At 66.8% G+C, this 22990-nt stretch carries 20 protein-coding genes; 11 read left to right on the plus strand and 9 right to left on the minus strand.

Going from position 1 to position 22990, the window contains the following annotated elements; all coding sequences use genetic code 11:
- Window positions 1-120 precede the first annotated feature (120 nt).
- Window positions 121-1803, minus strand: a complete 1683-nt coding sequence (locus AB4Y44_RS18325) for an alkaline phosphatase family protein (protein WP_342923517.1) — start codon at window positions 1801-1803, stop codon at window positions 121-123.
- Between the two features lie 623 nt (window positions 1804-2426).
- Between AB4Y44_RS18325 and AB4Y44_RS18330 the strand changes: the two genes are divergently transcribed.
- On the plus strand, window positions 2427-2684 hold the full coding sequence (locus AB4Y44_RS18330) for a hypothetical protein (RefSeq protein ID WP_342923459.1): 258 nt from the start codon (window positions 2427-2429) through the stop codon (window positions 2682-2684).
- A 106-nt stretch (window positions 2685-2790) separates the two neighbouring features.
- Here AB4Y44_RS18330 and AB4Y44_RS18335 read toward each other — a convergent pair whose 3' ends face one another.
- From AB4Y44_RS18335 to AB4Y44_RS18345, 3 genes are all read right to left on the minus strand, one after another.
- Window positions 2791-4125, minus strand: a complete 1335-nt coding sequence (locus tag AB4Y44_RS18335; protein ID WP_342923458.1) for a multidrug efflux MFS transporter — start codon at window positions 4123-4125, stop codon at window positions 2791-2793.
- A gap of 179 nt (window positions 4126-4304) precedes the next feature.
- Window positions 4305-4709: a DUF302 domain-containing protein gene (locus AB4Y44_RS18340; protein ID WP_368686764.1), complete on the minus strand. Its 405-nt coding sequence runs from the start codon at window positions 4707-4709 to the stop codon at window positions 4305-4307.
- Window positions 4710-4813: 104 nt separating this feature from the next.
- On the minus strand, window positions 4814-6283 hold the full coding sequence (locus AB4Y44_RS18345) for an MFS transporter (RefSeq protein ID WP_368700455.1): 1470 nt from the start codon (window positions 6281-6283) through the stop codon (window positions 4814-4816).
- A gap of 142 nt (window positions 6284-6425) precedes the next feature.
- Between AB4Y44_RS18345 and AB4Y44_RS18350 the strand changes: the two genes are divergently transcribed.
- A complete protein-coding gene (locus tag AB4Y44_RS18350; RefSeq protein ID WP_368700456.1) occupies window positions 6426-7160 on the plus strand; it encodes an ArsR/SmtB family transcription factor in 735 nt (244 codons plus the stop codon).
- A 14-nt stretch (window positions 7161-7174) separates the two neighbouring features.
- Here the strand turns inward: AB4Y44_RS18350 and AB4Y44_RS18355 are convergent, their stop codons facing one another.
- Entirely contained in the window at window positions 7175-8386 is a 1212-nt protein-coding gene (locus tag AB4Y44_RS18355; RefSeq protein WP_368700457.1) for a M20 aminoacylase family protein, read from the minus strand.
- 58 nt (window positions 8387-8444) lie between these two features.
- Window positions 8445-9740: an MFS transporter gene (locus AB4Y44_RS18360; RefSeq protein WP_342923453.1), complete on the minus strand. Its 1296-nt coding sequence runs from the start codon at window positions 9738-9740 to the stop codon at window positions 8445-8447.
- 436 nt (window positions 9741-10176) lie between these two features.
- Here AB4Y44_RS18360 and AB4Y44_RS18365 point away from each other — a divergent pair, with 436 nt between their 5' ends.
- From AB4Y44_RS18365 to AB4Y44_RS18395, 7 genes are all read left to right on the plus strand, one after another.
- The gene (locus tag AB4Y44_RS18365) at window positions 10177-11028 is read left to right on the plus strand and encodes a transporter substrate-binding domain-containing protein (RefSeq protein ID WP_368700458.1); all 852 of its coding nucleotides are present in this window, start codon (window positions 10177-10179) and stop codon (window positions 11026-11028) included.
- Window positions 11029-11099: 71 nt separating this feature from the next.
- Window positions 11100-11831: an ABC transporter permease subunit gene (locus tag AB4Y44_RS18370; RefSeq protein WP_342923451.1), complete on the plus strand. Its 732-nt coding sequence runs from the start codon at window positions 11100-11102 to the stop codon at window positions 11829-11831.
- Between the two features lie 17 nt (window positions 11832-11848).
- Window positions 11849-12595 carry an ABC transporter permease gene (locus tag AB4Y44_RS18375; RefSeq protein WP_028206339.1) on the plus strand — a complete coding sequence of 249 codons (747 nt, stop codon included), beginning with the start codon at window positions 11849-11851 and terminating at the stop codon, window positions 12593-12595.
- Window positions 12596-12620: 25 nt separating this feature from the next.
- Window positions 12621-13412 carry an ATP-binding cassette domain-containing protein gene (locus AB4Y44_RS18380; RefSeq protein WP_324159269.1) on the plus strand — a complete coding sequence of 264 codons (792 nt, stop codon included), beginning with the start codon at window positions 12621-12623 and terminating at the stop codon, window positions 13410-13412.
- Between the two features lie 19 nt (window positions 13413-13431).
- The gene (gene hutH / locus AB4Y44_RS18385) at window positions 13432-15045 is read left to right on the plus strand and encodes a histidine ammonia-lyase (RefSeq protein WP_368700459.1); all 1614 of its coding nucleotides are present in this window, start codon (window positions 13432-13434) and stop codon (window positions 15043-15045) included.
- 13 nt (window positions 15046-15058) lie between these two features.
- On the plus strand, window positions 15059-15808 hold the full coding sequence (gene hutC / locus AB4Y44_RS18390) for a histidine utilization repressor (RefSeq protein WP_368700460.1): 750 nt from the start codon (window positions 15059-15061) through the stop codon (window positions 15806-15808).
- 100 nt (window positions 15809-15908) lie between these two features.
- A complete protein-coding gene (locus AB4Y44_RS18395; protein WP_368700461.1) occupies window positions 15909-16868 on the plus strand; it encodes a LysR family transcriptional regulator in 960 nt (319 codons plus the stop codon).
- Between the two features lie 55 nt (window positions 16869-16923).
- On the opposite strand, the gene AB4Y44_RS18400 is transcribed toward AB4Y44_RS18395, so the two are convergent.
- Window positions 16924-18045, minus strand: coding sequence for a VOC family protein (locus AB4Y44_RS18400; protein WP_342923447.1), 1122 nt, complete (start codon window positions 18043-18045; stop codon window positions 16924-16926).
- A 324-nt stretch (window positions 18046-18369) separates the two neighbouring features.
- Between AB4Y44_RS18400 and shiA the strand changes: the two genes are divergently transcribed.
- Together shiA and AB4Y44_RS18410 are read left to right on the plus strand one after the other, a co-directional pair.
- Window positions 18370-19683: a shikimate transporter gene (shiA, locus tag AB4Y44_RS18405; RefSeq protein WP_368700462.1), complete on the plus strand. Its 1314-nt coding sequence runs from the start codon at window positions 18370-18372 to the stop codon at window positions 19681-19683.
- A gap of 97 nt (window positions 19684-19780) precedes the next feature.
- Window positions 19781-20551 carry an IclR family transcriptional regulator C-terminal domain-containing protein gene (locus tag AB4Y44_RS18410; protein WP_368700463.1) on the plus strand — a complete coding sequence of 257 codons (771 nt, stop codon included), beginning with the start codon at window positions 19781-19783 and terminating at the stop codon, window positions 20549-20551.
- Between the two features lie 20 nt (window positions 20552-20571).
- On the opposite strand, the gene AB4Y44_RS18415 is transcribed toward AB4Y44_RS18410, so the two are convergent.
- Both AB4Y44_RS18415 and arcA read right to left on the minus strand, forming a co-directional pair.
- A complete protein-coding gene (locus tag AB4Y44_RS18415; protein WP_342923444.1) occupies window positions 20572-21423 on the minus strand; it encodes a mechanosensitive ion channel domain-containing protein in 852 nt (283 codons plus the stop codon).
- Window positions 21424-21610: 187 nt separating this feature from the next.
- Window positions 21611-22972: an arginine deiminase gene (arcA, locus tag AB4Y44_RS18420; protein WP_368700464.1), complete on the minus strand. Its 1362-nt coding sequence runs from the start codon at window positions 22970-22972 to the stop codon at window positions 21611-21613.
- Window positions 22973-22990 lie beyond the last annotated feature (18 nt).

Below are 22990 nucleotides of genomic sequence, written 5' to 3' on the forward strand. Positions count from 1 at the left end.
ACATCGAGGCTGGCGTGCAACGCGGCGAGAGCCACACGACGTGACAACGGCGCGAGGCCGGCCGCCCTGCACGCGCGAGACTAGCGCGTGCGAGCGGTCGAACCTCGCGCCGGACGTCGATCAGATCGACGGCGCGGAGCTCAACTGCGTGCCCAGCGTACCGTCGAGATACAACACCGGCAGACTGCCCGTACCGCTAAAGTTGAACAGCGCGCGCATGTCGCCTGCGGCTGCGTCGAACGAACCGCCGCCAAGGCGTGCGCCGCCGAGCCAGTTGTCTTCGATGAAGCGCACGACCGACGCTTGATCGATGAACGTGTGGTCGACGTAGTTGGCCTTCGCCCACGGCGAGATCACGAGGAACGGAATGCGCGTGCCCGGACCGCAGCGGCCGTTGACCGGCGAGCCTGCGATACCCGTGGGCTGCGTGCCGGTGCCGCACACTGCGTTGCCGTTGAGCTGATCGGCAGCGTTCATCGACGAATGCACCGGCGCCATGTACTGGTGGTCGTACCAGCCGTCCGAATCGTCATACGTCACGACGACGGCCGTGTTCTTCCAGTCCGGCTGCTGCATCAGGAAGTTCACGACCTTGGTCACGAACTGCTGTTCGTCGAGCGGGTCCGAATAGCCCGCGTGCGCGTCCTGGGCAGCGGGTGCCTTGAGGAAGCTCACCGACGGGAAGTTGCCCGCCTTCACAGCCGCGAAGAAGTCGTCCGAGTCGTACTGGTGATTGGCCGGGTCGAGCGTCTTGCCGTCCGTTTCGAGCGTGGAGCCAATCGCCGCCGTCGAGCTCGGGCGCAGATGCTGCGGGTTCGCCGTCGTCTTGAAGTACTGGAACCAGTTGTGGTGCGGGCTGTAGTCGGCGGTCGCCGCGTTCACGGCCGTGGCGACCGTGCTGCGCTGGCAGCCCGTCGTGCCGTTGGCGTTGACCGTCTGCAGGTTGAAGCCGCCCATGAAGCCGCCCCACGTGATCTTCTGCGCGTTCAGCAGGTCGCCGATGTTCTGCGCGTTGATCATGGCCTGGTCGGTCTTGCTCGAGCACGTGTCATAGCCCGGATCCACGTCGCCCATCATCGTCAGGCCGCCTGCGCCGTCTTCGATGTAGTAGCTGGGCACCGCAACCGTCGAAGGCAGCTTCGACGTGTTCACGAGTTCGAGACCGTTGGTCTGGCCCGAGACGACTTCGAGCGCGCCCGGCGTCGACGGACCGTAGGTCGTGGTCCATGCGTTGTCGCTCATCGCGAAATTCTGCGCGTAGTTCCACAGCGCCGTGACGGTGTTGCCGTCGTAATAGCCCATCACCTGGCCCTTCGTGCCGAAGGCGCCGGCGCCGCCGCTCGTGCCCTTACCTGTGTACGTCGGGAACAGGTCGAGCAAGCCGTTGTCGCCGGCCTGCTGCTCGGCCGTGTAAGCGTGGTTCTGGTCGGCCGTGGCGGCCTGGGTGCGGTCGAGACGGAACGGGGCCGAAGCGTTCGTGCCGTTGAGCGTCGTGCTCGCATTGCCGTTCGAGTTGATCAGCGCGGTGGTGAGGCCATTGACCGTCGGCGTGCCCGAGGCGGCCGTGAAGGCCGGCTCGCCGCTCGGGTTGGTCGCGTTCGGGTAGGTGGCGAAGTAGTGGTCGAACGATACGTTCTCGCCGTAAATCACGACGAGGTGCTTGATAGGCGTGGCCGTCGTCAGCGTATCCTGCGCCGACGAGACTGCGGCAGACGTCCCCGAATTCGTATTGCTGCTGCCACATGCAAACAGCGCGGCAGCGAGGCCCGCACAAGGCAGGGCGAGTAATGCTCGGCGATACAACATGTAATCAGGCTCCATCGATTGTTTGAGTTGCTTTTTAGAGTCCTTCAGACGCGGCGCGCACGAGTGCGCCCTGCCGCCGCGCCGTTCAGGCGGCGCCCATCCGTCCTGGGAACGAGCGCCAATGCGCCTTACATCAGAGCGAGCGCATTACAACATCGCAAGATGACTACACGGCGACCGTTTAATTTCCGAATACTTTCAGTTATTTTCGGAATCGAAAGAATCGCTGGAGGGACTGTGTGCGCAGGGTTCGGGATTCGGCCCTGGATTCTGTCCGCGCGGGGGGCCGGGATTGAGCCCATTGCACTCCGTGCGGCGCGAGCTATAACTGAAAGCACAGTGCGGATGTTCTCTGCGCCCGTGCGCCCCTTCTACTTGCGCCGCGCCGCGCTGTGCCGCCCCCGAATGCGTGGGCGCGCTTCCTTCGTGAGTAGTGAGCTAAGACGTTCGGCAGCCGTGCGCTGCGCGCAGGCATCCCGACTTTCCAGAATGAGTGTGCGGCCTCAGGCTTTGCCTCTCGCTCGCGCGCACCTTCGCCGCGGAGTCATTCCGCCGTTATTCCGCAGTGACGTCGTCATTGCCGCGAAGGCGCACTCACGAACTCGAGAAAGGAGGTTGACATGACATTACGCCTGGCATTGATCGCTGCATGCGTGGCGGCCGTGGCAGCCGCTACGCCGGGCACGGCGCGCGCGAAGGACGAACCCGTATCGCAGGAGCGCGCGCATCAGACGATGACCGACGACGCCGATGCTTCGGCGCAGGCCAGCACCGACATGTCGTATGGCGGCACGCCCGATACGCACAGCGCTTCGGGCCATCGCACGGGCAAGATGTGCTGGCCGCGTCCCGACTGCGACGTGTTTTCTGGTCACTGAAACGCGCCCGCTGAACGAGCGCCGATGAACCCGAGGCGGCGGCGCGCAAGATCCGCCGCCCTCGCCTCTCACACTTTCAACGCCTGCGCGCGGGCGGGCCGCCGCTTTATGCGCGCCGGGCGAAACCCACCGCGCGCCACGTGAACAGCGCCCCCGCCAGCATCAGCAGGCTCGTGCCGAGGAACACGGCGCGCATGCCCAGATGCCCGCCGACGAAGCCGCCGATCAGCGGCCCGAGCACCTGCCCCGCGAATTGCGCCGAGACCGAATAGCCGAGCACGCTGCCCGCGGCATGGTCCGGCGCATTGTGACGAATCACCGTCGCGATGCACGGCAGCAGCGCCGCGAGCGATACGCCCATGAGAAAGCGCAGCACGACGAGTTGCCAGCCCGCCGTAACGAACGCCTGCGGCACGAGCAGCAATGCCGAGGCCGCCAGCGCCACGACGATCACTTTCGCGTGCCCGACACGGTCCGCCACGCGTCCGAGCCGCGAAGCGGCGACGATGCTGCCGAGCGCCGCCGCCGACATCGCGAGGCCCGCGACGAACGTCACGCGCGCGGCGTCGTGCACGAGCGTCGCCACGTACACGGTGATGATGGGTTCGATCGACATGTTGGCGAGCATCAGCAGCATGCCGGTCACGAGCATGGCGACGATCGGGCGCTTGTCGGGCAGCGCCGACCAGCCGCCCGTGTGCGCCGCATGCGCTACGCGCGCGGGGCGCGGCGCTTCCTTCACGAACACGCAGGTCGCGATGAAGGCCGCGAAGATCGTTGCGCCCGCCACCCAGAACGTGGCGCGCAGGCCGATGAGCGGCGGCAGCGTGCCCCCCAGCAACGGCCCGATCAGATTGCCGGCCATGATGCCCGACGACAGCACGCCGAGCGCCCACGCCGAACGGTGACGCGGCGTTTGCGTGGCGACGAGGATGGTCGAGCCCGACGAATAGCCACCCGCGAAACCCGCGAGCAAACGCAGCGCGACGAGTTGCCAGATATTGCGCGACATGCCGATGAGCGACATCGTGACCGCCATGCCGAGGCTCGCACGTACGAGCATGGGCTTGCGGCCGTAGCGGTCGCCGAGGCGTCCCCACACGGGAGCGACGAGCGCCGCCGTGAAGAACGTCGCGCTGTACGCAATGCCCGACCACTGCACGATCGCCGCATGGCCGCGCACGCCCAGTTCCTCCACGTAGAGCGGCAGGAACGGCAGCATCAGCGTCATGGCGACGAGCGTCGTGAACGAGCCCACCACGCAGACCGCGAGATTGCGCCGCCAGTGTTGCTCGACTTCGGCGTCGTGCGGGTTTTGGGGTGGTGGTTGCTGCGTGCCGGAAGCGGCAGGCGAAGCCGTGAATGAAGCAGTGGAAGTCGAGTCGGACGCCCCGGCGCGATCGCGTGGCGGATCGTCGGGGTCTTCTGCGCGGGAGGTCATCGGCGGATCGAGGCAGCGGCGGGCGACGCGCTTCACCCGCTTGCCAGGCGAAGTCGCAAGGCACCTACGTTAAGCGAAGCGCGCCGCGCCTGTCAATTTTTTAAGCGTCCGCCGAAGATGGGCGCTCAGGCGCCGGCCGGCCGAAGGGACTGGCATGAGGCGCGCCGTTCGTTTGCCGCTTATTGCACCGCCGTCTGCAGCAGCCCCACTACGCGCTGCAGCGGCACGAGCACTTCGGCGTCGATGCCATAGAGCGGGCCGAGCGTCTGCGAGACGTCGCGATAGTCGAGCCGCGTGTGCCCTTCGTTGTCTTCCCAGATCACCATGCGCAGCGGCAACTCGACCGCCGCGTGCGGGTTGGCCGCCATGACGGGCGTCCCCGCCTTCGGATTGCCGAACAGGATGAGGCGCGTGCGGCGCAGGCTGAGCCCGGCGGTCTCGGCGGCTTCGCGCTGGTCGACGTCGGCGAAGATATCCGCGCCCGCCTTGGCCAGCGCGGTCTTCAGGCGCGCGATCGTCGTGTCGAAGTCGTGGGCGCTCTTGAGCGCCAGCACGGACGAGGGATGTTGCCCGTATTCGGCCATGACAGACTCCTCCAATGGCGCACGGCCCGCGCGAATGCGCGATGCATGCAACGGCACTTTATCCCAGAATGCACGGCGGATGATCCAGGAAGCGCGGGCAGGAGTCAGGCGCACGGCTTGCCGGCACGCGTCTTCTTTGCGCCATGCGACTGCGCGCCGTGCGCCGCCTGGTGCGACCACGCACACCACCACGCCCACGCCGCGCCTGCCGAGAGCACAGCGGCGATCAGCAGATTCACACGCATGCCCGCACCGATCGACGCGCGCCCCGCGATCATGGCGCCCGCCACGGCCACGCCGAGCGCCGCGCCGGTCTGCCGGGCGGCGTTGAGTACGCCGGCCGCGATGCCAGCGCGTCCCTGATCGACCGTCGCCATGAGCGCCGCCGTGGCCGCGGGCGTGATCAGGCTCGCGGCGAAACCGATGGCCGGCAGCGGCAAGGCCAGCAAGTCGTATCGCCCCGTCGCGCCGCACGCCGCCGCGCCGAGATAACCCGCCGCCGCGAGCAGGCAGGCGAGCGCGACGAGCGCACGCGGCCCGAGCCGCGCCACGGCGCGCCGCGAAAGCAGACTGCCGAGCGGCACCACCACGGTGAGCGGCAGGAAGGCGAGGCCCGCGCGCAACGGCGCGTAGCCGCGCTCCTGCTGGAGATACAAACTGAGTCCGAATAGCAGACCGTAAAACGTGAACGCCGCAATCATCGAGACCAGCACGGCCGCGCTGAACACGCTATCGCGGAAGAAGCCGAGCGGCAGCATCGGCTGCGCGCGGTGCTTTTCGAGCGCGACGAAGACGATCGCCGCCCCACCCGCCAGCACGAGACCGCCTACGACGAGCGGCGCACGCCAGCCGTGCCCAGGCGCCTCGATGATGGCGGCATTGAGCAGCGCCAGCGCCGCGATGGCCGCGGTCTGGGCCGCCAGATCGAGCCGGCGCGGCGCGCCCGGGCACGGCTGCGGCGCCGCGCGCGCGGCCATGACGATGCCCGCGAGACAGACCGGCACGTTGAGCAGAAAGATGCTGCGCCAGCCGACGAGCCCGATCAGCACGCCGCCCAGCAACGGGCCCGCCGCCATCGCGACGCCGCCTAGCCCGGCCCACACGCCGAAGGCGGCGGCACGCTCGCGCGCGTTGGCGCATGCGCCGTTGATGAGCGCCATCGAGGCGGGCACGAGCAGGGCCGCGCCCATGCCCTGCAGCACGCGTCCGAGCGTAAGCAGCGCGAGGCTCGGCGCGGCGCCGCACAATGCCGAGGCCGCGGTGAAGACCGCGAGCCCGACCATATAGACCCGGCGCGCGCCGAGCCGGTCGCCGAGCGTGCCGCCCGAAAGCAGCAGGCTCGCGAACGTAAGCGTATAGGCGTTCACGACCCACTGCAGGCCGGCCACGCCGCCCGCAAGACTCGCAGCGATACGCTCGAGCGCGACATTGACGATCGAGGTGTCGAGGATCACCACGACATAACTGATGCTCGTGGCCCAAAGCACCCGGCGTTGCTGTGCGCGGCGGTGCGTCTCGTGCGTGTCGTGCGTCTCGTGCGTGTCGTGTATCTCGTGCGTCTCGTGCATTTGCATAGGCTCTCGCGCTACGCCGGCGCACGTTGGGCGCCGGTCACGAGCCCAGTATCGGTCGCACGGCAGTGCCGATGCTTCGATGCGTGTCGAAACATGCGATCCTGCTCGCGCGTTACGCTATGCCTATGTTTTGGAGAAACGCATGAATGGCACGAACACGCACCCGAGGGTGTCGGCCACGGCCTTCCTGATCGCCGACCCCGCGCGCGCCGCGATGCTGATGGCGCTCGCCGACGGCCGCGCGCTGCCCGCAGGCGAACTGGCTTACGCCGCCGGCGTGACCGCGCAAACCGCCAGCAGCCATCTGGCGAAGCTGCTGGACGGCGGGCTGCTCGCCGTGGAAAAGGAAGGCCGCCACCGCTACTACCGGCTCGCGGATGCCCAGGTCGCCACCTTGCTCGAAGACCTCGCGACGGTCGGCGCGCGCGCGCCGGTGCGCCGCAAGCCGCTGGGCCGCGAGGCGCGGGACCTGCGCTTCGCGCGCTGCTGCTACGACCATCTCGCGGGCCAGGTCGGCGTGGCGATCACGGAGCGCCTCACGGATGCGGGGCTCATCACGGCGCAAGCGGACAAACGCTTCGCCGTGACGCCCGAGGGCACGGCGTGGTTCGGCGAACTCGGGCTCGACGTCGCCGCGCTGAAACCGGGGCGTCACGGCATTGCGCGCCAATGCCTCGACTGGACCGAGCGCCAGCATCATCTGGCCGGGCCGCTCGGTGTGGCCTTGCTCACGCTGCTGTGCGAACGCGGCTGGATGCGGCGCACAGGTGCGTCACGCGCGGTGCAGGTCACGCCGCGCGGCTGGGCCGATCTGCGCGAGCGGCTGGGCCTCACGCCCGAATTGCTGGCCGCCCACGCAGATGATTCGAATGACTAACGAAATGTGCCTCGTCACGCGACGAGAAACCGCTGCGCCAGCCGCACCCAGCACGCCGCGCCGAGCGGCAGCACCTGGTCGTTGAAGTCGTAGCCGGGGTTGTGCACCATGCAGCCGCCGAACTCCCCTTCACCGTTGCCGAGCAGCAGGTAGCAACCGCGCACCGCGTTGAGCATCCAGGCGAAGTCCTCGCTGCCGTTCAAGCCCTTGGGCGCCCGCATGACCACGTTGTCCTCGCCCACCAGCTCCGCGCAGACCTGCTGCGCGAGCGTGGTTTCTTGCGGCGTGTTGACCATCGGCGGCGTGAGCTGCCGATAGTCGATCAGCGCCTCCACGCCGTGTGCCTGGGCGGTGAGCGCCACGATCTCGCGCACGCGCGCTTCCACGAGCGCCCGCGTTTCGGCGCGCGCCGCCCGGATGTTCAGCCCGAGCGTGACCGTCTCCGGGATGACGTTGTGGGTCGCGCCGCCGCGAATGTAGCCCACGGACACCACCGCGGATTCGTCGGGCGCCACGTTGCGCGCGACGATGGTTTGCAGCGCCGTCACGAGCGCCGCCGCGGCTACGACGGGGTCCTTCACGCGGTGCGGCATCGCGCCGTGGCCGCCCACGCCCTTGAGCGTCACATCGGCCACGTCCGACGACAGGCTGACCGACCCCGGCAGCACGCGAAACGTCCCGGCCGGCACGCCCGGCATGTTGTGCAGCGCATAGACCGCGTCGCAGGGAAAGCGCTCGAACAGGCCGTCTTCGATCATCGCCTTCGCGCCGCACAGGTTCTCTTCGTCGGGCTGGAAGATCAAGTTCAGCGTGCCGTCGAAATCGCGGCGCTCCGCCAGCGTTTTCGCGGCGGCGAGCAGGATGGCCGTGTGGCCGTCGTGGCCGCACGCGTGCATCTTGCCGGGCGTCTGGCTCGCGTACGGCAGACCCGTGTTCTCGACGATCGGCAGCGCGTCCATGTCGGCGCGAATGCCCAGGCGCCGCTTGCCGTCGCCCACCTTGAGCTGGCCCACCACGCCGCTCTTGCCGATGCCCGTATGCACTTCGTAGCCCCACTTCTCCAGCAGCATGGCGACGAGCTTCGCCGTGGCGCCCACTTCGAAGCCTAGTTCGGGCTGCGAATGAATCTGCCGGCGAATGTCGATGAAGGTCCCGGCGTCGATCTCGATCTCGGGCAGCAAGGTGGGCAGCAACTGGAACGGCGTGAGCGACGCTTCACGTTTCATGTGGACTCCGTTATTCGTATGATGGATCGAAGAGCGAAAAGCTGCGCGCAACGCATCGTCAGCCGACGCGCCGCTCGCGAATCGCGCCGATCGCGCACAGCGAGATGAGCCCGCAAACGACGAGATAAACCGCGGGCGAAAGCGGATTGCCGGTCTTCGCGAGCAGCCACGTGACGACGAACTGCGAACTGCCGCCGAACACCGTCACGCCCACGCTATAGATGACCGAAAGACCGCTTGCGCGCACGCTGGCGGGCAGCATTTCCATGAGCATCAGCAGCATGGGGGTCGAGCCGAGATTCGCCGCGGCCGTGATCATGACCGAGAGCGCGAGCACGAGCGGCACGCTCGGCATGCGCGTCATCAGCCAGAACGCGGGCACGATGGCGACGATGTTGAAGAGCAGCGCACCGAGCACGAGCCGCTTGCGGCGCGCGAGGCGGTCGGCGAGACGCCCCGAGACGAGCGATGCGAGCAGCATCGTGAAGCCCGTGGCGCAGCCCGACAGCAGCGAGAGCGAAGGCGGCATCTTGAGCACGCGGATCATGTAGGTCGGCATGAAGAACACCACGAGATACATGCCCACGGTGCCCGCCGTGATCGAGAGAATGCCGAGGCCCACCTTTGCGCCGTGCTCGCGCATGAGCGTGCCGAGCGGGCTGGGCGCGTCGGGCTCGGCCTCGTGCGTTTCGTCGAGCTTCGAGCGGATATAGAGGCCCACCGGCGCGATCAGCAGACCGCCCAGGAACGGCAGACGCCAGCCCCAGCTCTCCAGCGCCTGCGGCGAGAGCGTGGCGTAGAGCACGGCGCCCGTGAGCGCGCCGACGAGCGCCGAGATGCCCTGGCTGCCCAGTTGCCAGCTCACGCGAAAGCCGCGCTGCCCCACTTCGCCGGATTCCATCAGCATGGCCGTGGACGCGCCGATCTCGCCGCCGAGCGAGAAACCCTGCAGGAGCCGCCCCGCAAGGATCACGAGCGAGCCCAGCACGCCGGCCTGCGCATAGGTGGGCGCGAACGAGATGCACAGCGTGCCCGCCACCATCAGCGCGATGGTCAGCGTCATGGCGGCCTTGCGCCCGCGCCGGTCGGCATAGCTGCCGATCACGAGGCCGCCCAGCGGCCGCATGACGAAACCGATGCCGAACGTCGCCACCGCGAGCAGCAGCGAGCCGTAAGGGCTGTCCGAGGGGAAAAAGAGCCGGCCGATCAGCAGCGCGAAAAAGCTGTAGACCGTGAAGTCGTACATTTCGAGCGCATTGCCGATCGAACACGCGGCGATCAGGCGCAACTGGCTCTGGCGAGTGGCCGCGGGCGGCGCAAGCGGGGCGGTGGCGCTGAGCGTGGCGTCATTCATGGCGGATCTCCGCGAGACGTGGAGCGGTGGGAACAGGAAGTGGCCGACCGATCTTCAGGCAGGTCTCACTTTTGAAAGAAGTCACAAATTTTCATCTTGATAACCGGATGGAATCGCAGTGACGCGCAGCGGCCATCGGGCAATGGCCGCCATGGCGCGTCTCCTTTCCATGGCGATTCACAGCCCTCGACATGACTAGACAAATTAAAGAGGTACAACAATCACTACGACAGTGCATGCCGCAACGAAGTCACGACTTGCCACAGGCATGGATTCATCGCCAATTCACGCCTCTTTACAGGGTTTTCCATGAGTCCGGATTTATGAAATTCTCTTGCGCTCAAATTCTTTTCTCTCCATGCTTGTCTATGCAAGTTGCACGAACGCAAGAACGTCCCCACGGGTCCACGGTACCCACCGACAAAGGAGCATGGTCATGCAGGCGAAGTACACCCGGCTGGCAAAAGCGCTGATTGGCGCAGCACTCGGCGTCACGCTGCTTGGAAGCGGCAGTGCCGGCGCGAAGGAATGGAAAAGCGTGACGATCGCGCTCGACGGCAGCTATGCGCCCTGGAACCTGACATTGCCGGGCGGCAAGCTTGGCGGCTTCGAACCCGAACTCGTCGAAAACCTGTGCGCGCGTGCACAAATCCAGTGCAAGCTCGTCGCCCAGGACTGGGACGGCATGATTCCGGGCCTGCAGGCGGGCAAGTTCGATGTCCTGATGGATGCGATCTCGATCACGCCGGATCGCGAGAAAATCATTGCATTCTCGAAGCCCTATGCGGCCACCCCGGCCACCTTCGCCGTCTCCGATCCGAAGATCCTGCCCAAGGGCGGCCCAAACACGCCGCCTCTGAAGCTCGACGCCGACTCGCGCAGCAACGCGCCCGCCATCGAGTCGATGCGCAAGGCGCTGAAGGGCAAGACGATCGGCATCCAGTCGGGCACGGTGTACACCGGCTTCATCAACGCCAACTTCAAGGACGTCGCGTCAGTGCGCGTGTACAAGACCGCGCCCGAACGTGATCTAGACCTCACGAACGGCCGCATCGACGCCACGTTCGACGACGTGACCTACTACACCGCCAACGCCGACAAGTCGCCCGTGGTGATCGCCGGCACGATGATTGCCGGTCCGATCTGGGGACCGGGCGAAGGTCTCGCGTTCCGCAAACAGGACGCCGACCTGAAGGCGAAGTTCGACAGCGCGATCACGGCGGCACTTGCCGACGGCACCGTGAAGAAGCTCGCGCTGAAGTGGTTCAAGACCGACGTGACGCCCTAAGCGCCGCATCCTGGCCGCGCGCGCCGCGCCCGACGCGCGCCTTCGCTTCCCGACCCGCCTGGATCCCTGCCATGTCTCTGTTATCGCTATTCAACACACTCGGCCTCGGGCCGGACGGCTGGGGTAGCGTTCTGCTCCTCGGCGCGTTGATGACGGTCGTGCTCACGCTTGCCGCATTGGCAATCGGCGCCGTGTTCGGTGCGCTCATCGCCGCCGCAAAACTCTCGCGCCTGCGCGTGCTGCGCGTGTTCGGCGACTGCTACACGACCGTCTTTCGCGGCGTGCCCGAATTGCTCGTCATCTATCTGTTCTATTTCGGTGGCTCTTCTCTGGTCACCACCGTCGGTCAGTGGTTCGGCGCCGAAGGATTCGTCGGCGTGCCGCCCTTCGCCGTCGGCGCGTTCGCGGTCGGCATGATTTCGGGCGCGTATCAGGCCGAGGTCTATCGCGCCGCCGTGCTCGCCGTTGCACGCGGCGAACTCGAAGCCGCTCGCGCGATCGGCATGCCGACGCTCACGCTGTTTCGTCGCATTCTGATCCCGCAGGTGCTGCGCTACGCGCTGCCCGGCATCGGCAACGTCTGGCAGCTGAGCCTCAAGGACTCCGCGCTGATCTCGGTCACCGGGCTCGCCGAGTTGCTGCGGGCGAGCCAGATCGCAGCGGGCTCGACGCACCAGTACTTCCTCTTCTTCGTCGTCGGCGGTCTGCTCTATCTCGCCATGACGGGCGTGTCGAACCGTGTCTTCGGTCGCGCGGAAGCGGTCGTCGGCCGCTCGTTCAAGCGCAACTTTGCGCGCAACTGATCGGGGAGCGCACACTCATGAATATCGATTTCGCGTTCCTGCTCGACACGATGCGCCAGCTCATCGGCGCCGTGCCGACCACGCTCGGCCTTTTCTTCGCGTCGCTCGTGCTGGGCGGCTTGCTCTCGCTCGTGATCGTCACGATGCGCGTCTCGCCGCACTGGCTGCCGAACCGTTTTGCGCGCGCCTACATTCTCGTATTTCGCGGCTCGCCGCTGCTGATCCAGATGTTCCTCGTCTATTACGGCCTCGGGCAGTTCGGCGTGATTCGCGAAAGCTTTCTGTGGCCCGTGTTGCGCGAACCCTATGTCTGCGCGGTCCTGTCGCTCGCGTTGTGCACGGCGGGATACACGGCCGAGATCATCCGCGGCGGCCTCATGGCGGTGCCCGTCGGGCAGATCGAAGCCGGCTACTCGATCGGCCTTTCCGGCTTCGCCCTGCTGCGCCGCGTGATCGGCCCGATCGCGCTGCGTCAGTGCCTGCCCGCGTATTCGACCGAAGCCGTGCTGCTCGTCAAGTCGACGGCACTGGCTAGCCTTGTCACCGTTTGGGAAGTGACGGGGGTTGCGCAGCAGATCATTCAGCAGACCTATCGCACCACCGAGGTGTTTACGTGCGCCGCGCTGATCTACCTGTTCCTGAACTTCGTGGTCGTGCGCGTGATCGGCTTCGTCGAGCAACGGCTGTCGCGCCACCTGCGCGCGGCGCCGCCCGCCCCGCGCAAACCCGCCGCGCCGCTCGAAGCCACGCGCGCCGCGTCGTGATCCGACGCCCTACCTGGAGAGATTGATGAATACGTCAGCACCCATTGCGCTGTCGGTGCGCAACATCCACAAGTCGTTCGGTGACCATCACGTGCTCAAGGGCATTTCGCTCGACGCGCACGAGGGCGACGTCATTTCGATTCTCGGCGCGAGCGGTTCGGGCAAGAGCACGTTCCTGCGCTGCCTGAATCTGCTGGAGACGCCGGACGACGGCTCGGTCGCGCTCGCGGGCGAGGAGCTCAAGATGAAGCGCCGCAGCGACGGCAAGCTGCAACCGGGCGACCGCCGTCAGGTCGACCGCGTGCGCTCGCAACTCGGCATGGTGTTTCAGAACTTCAACTTGTGGTCGCACATGACCGTGCTGGAGAACCTGATCGAAGGCCCCATGCGCGTGCTCAAGCGCAGCCGCGCCGAGTCGGTCGAAGAAGCCGAGGCGCTGCTCGCCAAGGTCGGCCTTGCCGACAAGCGCGGCCACTACCCCGCACACCTGTCGGGCGGCCAGCAGCAGCGCGTGGCGATTGCACGCGCGCTCGCGATGCATCCGAAGGTGATGCTGTTCGACGAGCCGACCTCGGCGCTCGACCCCGAGCTGGTCGGCGAAGTGCTGCGCGTGATGCGCACGCTCGCCGACGAAGGCCGCACGATGCTCGTTGTCACGCACGAGATGGGCTTCGCACGCCACGTTTCGAATCGCGTGATGTTCCTGCACCAGGGCCAGGTGGATTCGGATGGCACGCCAGACGAGGTATTCGGCGAACTGAAGTCGGACCGCTTCCGCCAGTTCGTGTCGAGCCACCAGGATCGCAACGCTCACTAAACCCGCACCACGCACTCCCATGGCCATCACCCGTACCCAGAATCCACTCGACTGGCGCGCGATCGCTAGCGTCGCCGCAGGCGAGCCGCTGATCCTCGGCGCCGATGCGCAGGCGAACATTCGTAGCGCCCGTGTGCTCGTCGAACAGATCGTCGCGCGCAGCATCCGTGCGTATGGCGTGAACACGGGCGTGGGCGCGCTGTGCGATGTGATCGTCTCGCAAGACGAACAGCACGACCTGTCGCACAACATCCTCATGAGCCACGCAGTGGGCGTGGGCGAGCCGCTAGGCGCAGACGAGACGCGCGCGATCATGGCTGCGGCCATCAACAACTTCGCGCATGGACACTCGGGTGTGCGCCTCGAAGTCGTCGAGCGTCTTGCCACGCTGCTGGAGGCGAATTGCCTGCCGGAGGTGCCCGCATTCGGTTCCGTCGGCTATCTGAGCCATATGGCGCATATCGCGCTCGTTTGCGTGGGCGCGGGCCATGTGCGCTGGAACGGCGAGCGCCTCAGCGGCGCGCAAGCCCTGCAGCGGCTCGGCCTGCAGCCTCTGTCGCTCGGAGCGAAGGAGGGCTTGAGCCTCGTGAATGGCACGCCGTGCGTGACCGGGCTCGCGGCGCTCGCGCTTCACCGCGCGGAGCGCCTGCTCGACTGGGCGGATGTCGTGGCCGCAATGAGCTTCGAGAATCTGGGCGGCCAGATCGCGGCGTTCGACACCCGTTCGCTTGCGTTTCGTGTGTCGCCGGGCCTCGCCTGCGTGGGCGAGCGTCTGCGCGCGGCGCTCGCCGGTAGCGCGCTGCTCGAGATCTCGCTCGGGCGGCGCACCCAGGACCCGCTCAGCGTACGCACGATTCCGCACGTGCACGGCGCCGCGCGAGACACGTTCGCTGCAACGGCCGAAGTCGTGAACCGCGAGCTGGCCTCGGTGACCGACAACCCGATCGTGGCCGGCACGCCGGAGTCGCCCCGGGTGTACTCGCAGGCGCATGCGGTCGGCGCCTCGATCGCGTTGGCCATGGACAGCCTCGCCACCGCGATTGCCCAGGTCGCGGCGATGGCCGAACGCCGCCTCGACCGTCTGGTCAACCCGCTCGTGAGCGGGCTGCCCGCCTTCCTCGCACACGCATGCGGCACGCGTTCGGGCTTCATGATTGCGCAGTACACGGCCGCGTCGCTGGTCGCGCAGAACCGCCGTGAAGCCGCTCCCGCGAGCCTCGACGGCGGCGTGACATCGGGGCTGCAGGAAGACCATTTGTGCCATGCGACGCCGGCCGCGCTGAAGGCGCTCGCGGTCATCGAGAACAGCAACCGCATTCTCGGCATCGAGCTGCTCGCTGCGGCACAAGCCTACGATCTGCAGCCGCTCGATGCGGCGCGCGCGCCCTATACGGACGCGCTCTACGCCAGCGTGCGCGCCACGCTGCCGACCTATCGCGACGACCGCCCGCTCTCCGACGACATGACTTTCGCGTTTCGCCTCGTTGCCGACGGCGCCCCGCCGCGGCTTCCCGGCCCGGCATGTGACAGCGCCGCGACCGTCTCGCGGGAAACGGAGCCGGACATGCCGCCAATCGCGCGCAATATGGCGGCGCCGACGAGCAGCGCGGTTCCCGGCACTGTCGGCGTCTGAAGCGAGGTCAGGGATGAACGCGCCATCTTCGCTGATCGACAACTCGACGCAATCCGCGACAGCGCATAAGGTCGCCCCAGCGTACGAGCAGATCAAGCGCTACGTGCTCGATCGAATCACGGACGGGACCTGGAAGCCGGGTGAGGCCATTCCGTCGGAGACGGAACTCGTCAAGGAATTCGGCGTCGCGCGCATGACCGTATCGCGCGCGCTGCGCGAACTGTCGGCCGAGCATGTGCTCAGACGCGTTCAGGGCGCGGGAACGTTCGTCGCCTCGCGCGACGTCGAATCGACCGTCCTCGAGGTTCGCAACATTGCCGACGAAATCGCCGCGCGGGGTCACCGGCACAGCGCGCGGGTGCTGACGCTGGGCGCCAGCTCGAACGATCAGGCGATGGCCGCACTCGAGCTCGCCTGCAGTTCCGTGTTCCATTCGCGTATCGTCCACTACGAGGAAGACGAGGCGATTCTGTACGAGGACCGCTACGTGAACCCCCATGTGTTTCCGGGTTATCTCGAGCAGGACTTCACGCTGGAAACACCGAATCACTACATGATGCGGCTCGCGCCGGTTCAACGGGCGGAGTTCCGGATCTACGCGCAAAAACCGGATGCGGACATACGACGCCATCTGTCGATGAATATTGGCGAGCCCTGCCTGCTGATGTGGCGGCGTACGTGGGTCGGCAGCGCCGTGGCGACCGCCGTCGAGCTTTGGCATCCCTCTTCACGTTTTCATCTGGTCGGCAAAGTCTCGACCTAACCCCGGGGGCACCGCGCCCCGCTCCTCGTCGCGTTACGCAGCGTTTAGAATCTCCTCCGATCGGAGACCATTGGAGCGCCATGCGCGGGGAGCCTCACAGATGAAACTGCACCAGTTGCGCGTCCTGCTCGCGCTCGCGCAGCACGGCAGCATGCACGAGGCATCGCGCAGCCTGCACATCTCGCAGCCGGCGCTTTCCAAGGCGGTGGCGGAACTGGAGCGCGAACTGGGCGTGACGCTCATGTCGCGCTCAGTGCGCGGCGTGAGCCTCACGAACTACGGGCGCGCGCTCGCGAAGCGCGCGAGCGTGGTCGAACAGGAGTTGCGCCACGCGCTGGAAGATATCGAAGGCATGCGCGGCCATGCCGAGGCGCAGTTGAACATCGGTTTTTCCGCGGTCGCGTCGAGCGGGCCGCTGCCCGAGTCGATCGCGGCGTTTCGCGCGCGCTTTCCGGGCGTGGCGGTGCACGCCTATGAAATGCGGCCGCAGCAGATACTCGAAGGGTTGCGCGAAGGCCGCCTCGACCTCGCGCTCATCTCGACGAACAGCGGCCCCGGCACGAGCGCGTTTCAGTGGGAGCCGCTTTTCTCGGTGGGCATGGTGCTCGCCACGCGCCCCGGCCATCCGCTTGCACACACGACGCGCCTGCGCGATCTGCTCGAGGCCGACTGGCTCACGCTCGACCCGCTCGACGATCCCGGCTGTCCGCTCGCGAGCCTCATGCGCCTGAATCGACTCGAGATGCCCAAGCGCATCGTGCACAGCGTGTCGAACCTGCTCGGCCTGCAGCTCGCGACCTGTACGGACGTGATCAGCATGTGGTCGGACTTCGTGTTCTACGGCATGAGCGGGCCGCTCGTCCTCAGGCGCGAGGCGTTGCACAGGCTGCCCATACGCGACGAGCTGCCCGACTTCCACGTGTTCATGGTGTACCGGTCCACGGACCTGATGACGCAGGTGTGCACCGAGTTCAGCAAGGAGGTGCGCCATCGCTGCCGCACGATGGTCTCGCCGCGCTCGCCACGGCGCGCACGCGCAAGACAACGGGCGCAGCCGTGAAGTCGCGTGTGGAACGCTGACGTCGCGGACCGCGGGGTTTAGCCTTCGCGTGGTTCTACGCTTTGCCCGGCTTCGCGCCCGCCTCGCGCGCCCGCGCGAGCACGTCGAGATTACCCTCGCCGAAACCATGGTGGCCGCTGCGCTGCACGACTTCAAAAAAGATCTCGCCGGGATGGCGTTTGACGAAGGTCTGGAAAAAGAGCCGCGGCACGCCGTCGTCGCCAATCTCGCCGTCGATCAGCACATGACGCTTGCGCAACGCTTCCAGGTCCACGCCGTGGCCGGGCAAACGCGCATCCACGGTGTCGTAGTAAGCGGGCGGCGGTTCGACGAACTCCACGCCATTGGCCTTGAGCGCATCGACGCTCGCGAGGATGTCGTTACTCGCCAGCGCGATGTGCTGCACGCCTTCGCCGGGATGCTCGGGCAGATAGTCGTGCAATAGCTGCGTGCGCCGCGTGCCTTCCTCATAGACAGGAATGTGCAGTTCGCCATCGGGCGACACCATCACGCGGGACTCCTCGGATACATGCCAGTTCGCGTTGATCTCGTGGATCTCGCGGAAATGCAGCAGATCGCGATAGAAGTCGAGCCATTCCGCAATGCGCCCCGCCCCCACCGTTTGCGTGAGGTGGTCGACGCGCGTGAGGCCGGTGCCGCCGTGATCGAGATCGGTATGCGCCGTGGCGACGTCGATGGGCCGGAAGTCGATGTCGAAGATCGAAATGTCGCCCACGCCGCCGCGCTGGCCGCCGCGGCCGCGCCAGCGGTCGATGAAATAGAGGTGCGAATCGCCGATGCCCTGGATCGCGGGAATGTGCAGCTCCGCGGGTCCGAGGCGCTCGCCTTCGAACGCCCATGCGCCGAGCGAGATGGCGTGCTCGAAGGCGCGCCTCGCATTGTCGACGCGCACGCCGATCGCGCAGATGCCCATACCGTACTCCTGTGCGTAGCGCGCGGCGAACGAGTCGGGCTCGGCGTTCAGCAGGAAGTTCATCTCGCCCTGGCGGTAGAGCGTGACCGCCTTGCTCACGTGACGCGCGATCGCCTTGAAGCCGAACTGCTCGAAACGGCGGCCGAGGTCGGCGGGCTCGGGCGCGGCGAACTCGACGAACTCGAGGCCGGCCATGCCGAGCGGATTGTCCGCCTGCGGCGGAGGATTAGCGGGGCTGGACATGCAATAGGCTCCTGACGCAAGCGCTGAAACGGCCACCTCGCCGCCCCGCAGCAAACTTCGAGGGGCGAATCTGGCAAATGAGGCACGCCGATTTTAACCAGTTCGTTCATTTAGACGAAGACCGCCGTGCGCGGGAGGTCCACGCGCCATCTCGGTGCAAACCCGCAAAGCGTTCGATAATCGCACGCAGTTGGGCGATAATCGCGCAAAACGGCGCAGCCACGCATTGCCGGACCGCGCACGCCGCCCTATGCTGCGTCTCACGTTTAGCGCATATCGTGAATACCGCAGCATGGCACATGCGCAACAGTCTGGAGACAACTGATGACCCCAAGCCTCGACACCACCGGCTCGCCCGACGCCGCCCCTCTCGCGCCGTCGCGCAGCCAGGCCCGCAAGGCGGCGCTCGGCAGCTTCGTCGGCGCGGTCGTCGACTGGTACGACTTCCTGCTCTACGGCATCGTCGCCGCGCTGGTGTTCAACGTGGCGTTCTTTCCGCAGGTCGGCAGGACCATGGGCACGCTCGCCGCTTTCGCGACCTTCGGCGTGGGCTTCCTCTTCAGGCCGCTCGGCGGCGTCGTGTTCGGCCACTTCGGCGACCGGCTCGGCCGCAAACGCATGCTCGTTCTGACCGTCATGATGATGGGCCTGTCCACCGTGGCCATCGGTCTCTTGCCGGCCTTCGCGACCATCGGCTGGTGGGCGCCCGTGCTGCTCGTCACGATGCGCGCGCTGCAAGGCTTCGCCGTGGGCGGCGAATGGGGCGGCGCCGCGCTGATGGCCGTGGAAAGCGCACCGCACGGCAAGAAGGCGTTCTATAGCAGCGGCGTGCAGGTGGGCTACGGCGTGGGCCTCGTGCTCGCCACCGGCCTCGTGGCGCTGCTGAGCCACCTGCTCGGCGACGCGGCGTTCCGCTCGTGGGGCTGGCGTCTGCCGTTCCTCTTCAGCGTCGTGCTCGTGCTCGTGGGCCTGTGGGTGCGCTCGAGCATGGACGAGTCGCGCGAGTTCGTCGAGAAGGTCGAGCACGGCCATCGCAAGCTCAAGATGCCGGTGCTCGAAGCGCTCACGCGCCACCCGAAGGCGTTCCTGTATATCGTCGCGCTGCGCCTGGCCGAACTCTTCACGATGTATATCGTGACCGCCTTCGCGCTGAGCTATTCGACCAGCAACCTCGGCATGTCGCGCGATCTGTTTCTCGGCATCGGCCTGTTCGTCGGCGCGCTGTCCTGCGTGACGATCCCCTGCTTCGCGTGGCTCGCCGATCGCCTCGGCCTGCGCCGCATCTATCTGATCGGCGCGTTCATCGGTCTCTTGAGCGCCGTGCCGTTCTTCCTCGCGCTCGAAGCACGGGCCACGCTCTGGATCGTGATCTTCTCCGTGATGCTCGCGAACATCGCCCACGACATGGTCGTGAGCGTGCAGCAGCCGCTCTTCACCGAACTGTTCGGCGCCGAGTACCGCTACAGCGGCGCGGGCGTGGGCTACCAGTTCGCGAGCGTGGTGGGCGGCGGCTTCACGCCGTTCATCGCCGTGGCGCTGGTGGGCTTTGGCGGCGGTTCGTGGCACCTCGTCGCCGCGTACCTCGCGATTGGCTGCCTGATCTCGCTGATCGTGGCGGCGCGCATGAAACCGGAGTGAGCAGGAGCCGATCGTTCGCTCGCAAGCCGCAGGCGTTTGGCGCCTGCGGCTTTTTCCATTGTTTTGGCCACCGTGCAGCACAGGCTCTTGCACGCCGATGAAGAAACCGCCACTGGACCGGCGCGACTGGATTGCCGGGCTCGAAAAAGGCCTCGCGATTCTCGAAGCCTTCGACAGCGAGCACGCGCGCATGACGCCCACCCAGGCGGCCGAGCGCACGGGCCTCTCGCGCACCGCCGCGCGCCGTTATCTGCTCACGCTCGAATCGCTGGGCTATGTGTACACGGACGGCCGCCTGTACGGCCTCACGCCGCGTGTGCTGCGCGTAGGCTGGTCTTACTTCGATTCGGCGCGTCTGCCGCGCACCGTGCAGCCCTATCTGCAGCAGCTGAGCGCGACGCTCAACGAATCGGCCTATGTGAGCGTGCTCGACGGTTGGGACCTCGTCGTGATCGCGCGCAACGGCGTGTCGCGCGTGATGACGACGGGCTTCGTGCTCGGCGCGCGCGTGCCCGCGCCGCTCATCTCGCCGGGCGTGGTGCTGCTCGCGCACGTGGCCGACCAGGACGCGGTGTCAGCGTGGCTCGATGCGGTCGAGCTGTCGCCCTTCACGCCGCACACCATCACGAGCGGCGCGCGGCTGCGCGAGAAAATCGGGCGCGCGCGCGTGGACGGCTATGCGCTCATCGAGCAGCAGTTGCAGGTGGGCGTGCGCGGCATTGCCGTGCCGCTCAGGAATCGCAACGGCGAGGTGGTCGCCGCGCTCAGCACCAACATGCCGATGGGCGACGAAAGTCCTGAGGCCGCTCTCCAGCGCGTCCTGCCGCATCTGCAGGAAAGCGCGCTCGCCATGCTCAACGTGCTCTAGCGCTGCGTTTATGCAACGGCTCACGAGCGCGTGAGCGCCGCATGGTCGCCCGCCATGCGCGCGTTACCTGCCACGGCGAGTCCCGCTGTGGCCAGTGTTTCGCGTGCATGTCCGCGTATATCGTCGACGGCATATTGCGCATCGGCGTTGCGCACCCATGCGCGCACCAGCAAACGCGCGCCGCCGCCGGACGGGTAGCTGTCCACGGCGACCGTCGGCGCGAGCGTCGTGCCGCCCTGCACGCGCGGTTCGGCGCTCACCATCTCCTTGAGCTTGCCGATCGCGGCGTCCACCTGGTCGCGCCGCGCGAGATCGACCGTGACGTCGATACGCTGCGTGCCGCCACTGCTGTAGTTGATGACGGGATTGCTCCAGATCTGGCTGTTCGGCACGAAGACGACATTGCCGTCGCCGCGCTCGATGCGTGTGGTGAACAGCCCCACCTCGCACACGATGCCCGCCGCCGCGCCACTGCCTTCGATCACGTCGCCCGCGCGAAACGGGCGCAGCATCAGCAGCATGATGCCGGCGGCGATGTTTTGCAGCGTGCCTTGCAGTGCGAGGCCGATGGCGAGACCGGCGGCGCCCAGCGCGGCGAGGACGCTAGCCGTCGCGATGCCCACCTCGCTGAGCGCGGCGACGAGCGCAATCACGCGCACAGTCCACGCCGCCATGCCTGCGAGCATCGGCGCGAGCGTGGGATCGGCGTGCGAGTGCGCCAGCATGCTCGCGAACACGTGCGCCACGCGATTGGAAACCCACCAGCCGACCACCAGTATCAGCACGGCGACGATCACATTCATGACGTCGTGCGTCATCGTGGCGAGCAGCGAGGGTTGCAGATGGAAAAGGCGGTTGAGGAAATCGTCCATGATCGGGGATCAGATGGTTGCGATGGGGGCGAGGTGCGCGCATGGCGCACCCCACAGGACCCGACAGCAGTCCGCATGCCCGTAAGCTTTGAAAGCCTCGGCTTCGCAAGCCCCTCGATCCGGCACCATTGCGGCGCGGCCGGGACGCCATTGCTTGCGCCCGCAACGATCTCCTCGCCCTGCGACGCTAGAAGTCCACCGCATCGCGGATGATCGGGCACGTCATGCAATGGCCGCCGCCGCGCCCACGCCCCAGTTCCGCACCCACGATGGTCACGACCTCGATGCCGGCCTTGCGCAGCAGCGTGTTCGTATAGGTGTTGCGGTCGTAGGCAAACACCACGCCGGGCGAGGTACACACGAGGTTCGCGCCGCTGTCCCACTGCGTGCGTTCGCGCTGATAGTCGTTGCCGCCCGCTTCCACCACGCGCATTTTCTTGATGCCGAGCGCCGCGCTCACCACCTCGACGAAGGACTTTTTCTCCTGACGCAGCTCCACGCCCGCCGGTTGATCGCTGGGCCGGTACGTGAAGGTGCGGGTCTGCGCGAGGAAATCCGGCGCGATCAGCACGCAGTCGCGATCGGCGAACGTGAAGACCGTATCGAGGTGCATCGCCGCGCGAATTTTCGGCATCGCCGCCACGATCACCTGCTCGGCGGCACCCTTCTTGAACAGCGTGGCGGCGAGCTGGCTGATCGCCTGGCGCGAGGTGCGCTCGCTCATGCCGATCAACACGGTCTTGTTGCCGATGGGCATGACATCGCCGCCTTCGAGCGTCGCCATGCCGTGATCCTGCGTGGGGTCGCCCCACCACACGTTGACCTTGCCCGCGAAGTCCGGATGAAACTGGTAAATCGCCGCGGCAAGAATCGTTTCCTCGTGCCGCGCGGGCCAGTACAGCGGATTGAGCGTCACGCCGCCGTAAATCCAGCAGGTGGTGTCGCGCGTGTAGATCGTGTTCGGCAGCGGCGGCAGCAGATATTCGGTGGATCCGGCCGCTTCGCGCACGACCTTGAGCGCCGCGCCGCCATGCGATTCGGGGAAATCGTGGATCGAGAGGCCGCCAAGCAAGGTCTCGGCCAGCTTGCGATCGTCGAGCCCTTCCAGGTAGCTGCGCAGTTCGTCGATGAACCCCAGCCCGACCTGGTTCGGCACGATCTGATTGTCGAGAATCCACTTCTTGCCTTCGGGCACGGCAACGGTTTCGGCGAGCAGGTTGTGCATTTCCACGACTTCGACGCCGCGGTCGCGCATCTTCGTGACGAAGTCGAAATGGTCGCGCTTCGCGTTGTCGACCCACAGCACGTCGTCGAACAGCAACTCGTCGCAATTGCTCGGCGTGAGACGCGAGTGCGCCATGCCGGGCGCGCACACCATCACCTTGCGCAGTTGCCCGACCTCCGAATACACGCCGAGCGGGCGCTCGTCCTTCGCCTTTGTCTTGCCGCCCTTCGTGGCTTTCTCCGCCTTTTCTGCCTTCTCTGCCTTCTCTACCTTCTCTGCCTTTGCGCCCTTGTCACTCTTGCCACCGCCCTTCGCCTTGGACATATCGATCTCCGCTCGTTT

Source organism: Paraburkholderia sp. BR10937, assembly GCF_040965695.1.
Lineage (GTDB): Bacteria > Pseudomonadota > Gammaproteobacteria > Burkholderiales > Burkholderiaceae > Paraburkholderia.

Coding starts and splice junctions, on each gene's coding strand:
- hutH (WP_368700459.1), top strand. CDS start 13,432: ATGGCCATCACCCGTACCCAGAATCCACTCGACTGGCGCGCGATCGCT.
- hutC (WP_368700460.1), top strand. CDS start 15,059: ATGAACGCGCCATCTTCGCTGATCGACAACTCGACGCAATCCGCGACA.
- AB4Y44_RS18375 (WP_028206339.1), top strand. CDS start 11,849: ATGAATATCGATTTCGCGTTCCTGCTCGACACGATGCGCCAGCTCATC.
- shiA (WP_368700462.1), top strand. CDS start 18,370: ATGACCCCAAGCCTCGACACCACCGGCTCGCCCGACGCCGCCCCTCTC.
- AB4Y44_RS18355 (WP_368700457.1), bottom strand. CDS start 8,386: ATGAAACGTGAAGCGTCGCTCACGCCGTTCCAGTTGCTGCCCACCTTG.
- AB4Y44_RS18365 (WP_368700458.1), top strand. CDS start 10,177: ATGCAGGCGAAGTACACCCGGCTGGCAAAAGCGCTGATTGGCGCAGCA.
- AB4Y44_RS18370 (WP_342923451.1), top strand. CDS start 11,100: ATGTCTCTGTTATCGCTATTCAACACACTCGGCCTCGGGCCGGACGGC.
- AB4Y44_RS18345 (WP_368700455.1), bottom strand. CDS start 6,283: ATGCAAATGCACGAGACGCACGAGATACACGACACGCACGAGACGCAC.
- AB4Y44_RS18330 (WP_342923459.1), top strand. CDS start 2,427: ATGACATTACGCCTGGCATTGATCGCTGCATGCGTGGCGGCCGTGGCA.
- AB4Y44_RS18360 (WP_342923453.1), bottom strand. CDS start 9,740: ATGAATGACGCCACGCTCAGCGCCACCGCCCCGCTTGCGCCGCCCGCG.
- AB4Y44_RS18395 (WP_368700461.1), top strand. CDS start 15,909: ATGAAACTGCACCAGTTGCGCGTCCTGCTCGCGCTCGCGCAGCACGGC.
- AB4Y44_RS18410 (WP_368700463.1), top strand. CDS start 19,781: ATGAAGAAACCGCCACTGGACCGGCGCGACTGGATTGCCGGGCTCGAA.
- AB4Y44_RS18400 (WP_342923447.1), bottom strand. CDS start 18,045: ATGTCCAGCCCCGCTAATCCTCCGCCGCAGGCGGACAATCCGCTCGGC.
- AB4Y44_RS18415 (WP_342923444.1), bottom strand. CDS start 21,423: ATGGACGATTTCCTCAACCGCCTTTTCCATCTGCAACCCTCGCTGCTC.
- AB4Y44_RS18335 (WP_342923458.1), bottom strand. CDS start 4,125: ATGACCTCCCGCGCAGAAGACCCCGACGATCCGCCACGCGATCGCGCC.
- AB4Y44_RS18340 (WP_368686764.1), bottom strand. CDS start 4,709: ATGGCCGAATACGGGCAACATCCCTCGTCCGTGCTGGCGCTCAAGAGC.
- AB4Y44_RS18380 (WP_324159269.1), top strand. CDS start 12,621: ATGAATACGTCAGCACCCATTGCGCTGTCGGTGCGCAACATCCACAAG.
- AB4Y44_RS18350 (WP_368700456.1), top strand. CDS start 6,426: ATGAATGGCACGAACACGCACCCGAGGGTGTCGGCCACGGCCTTCCTG.
- arcA (WP_368700464.1), bottom strand. CDS start 22,972: ATGTCCAAGGCGAAGGGCGGTGGCAAGAGTGACAAGGGCGCAAAGGCA.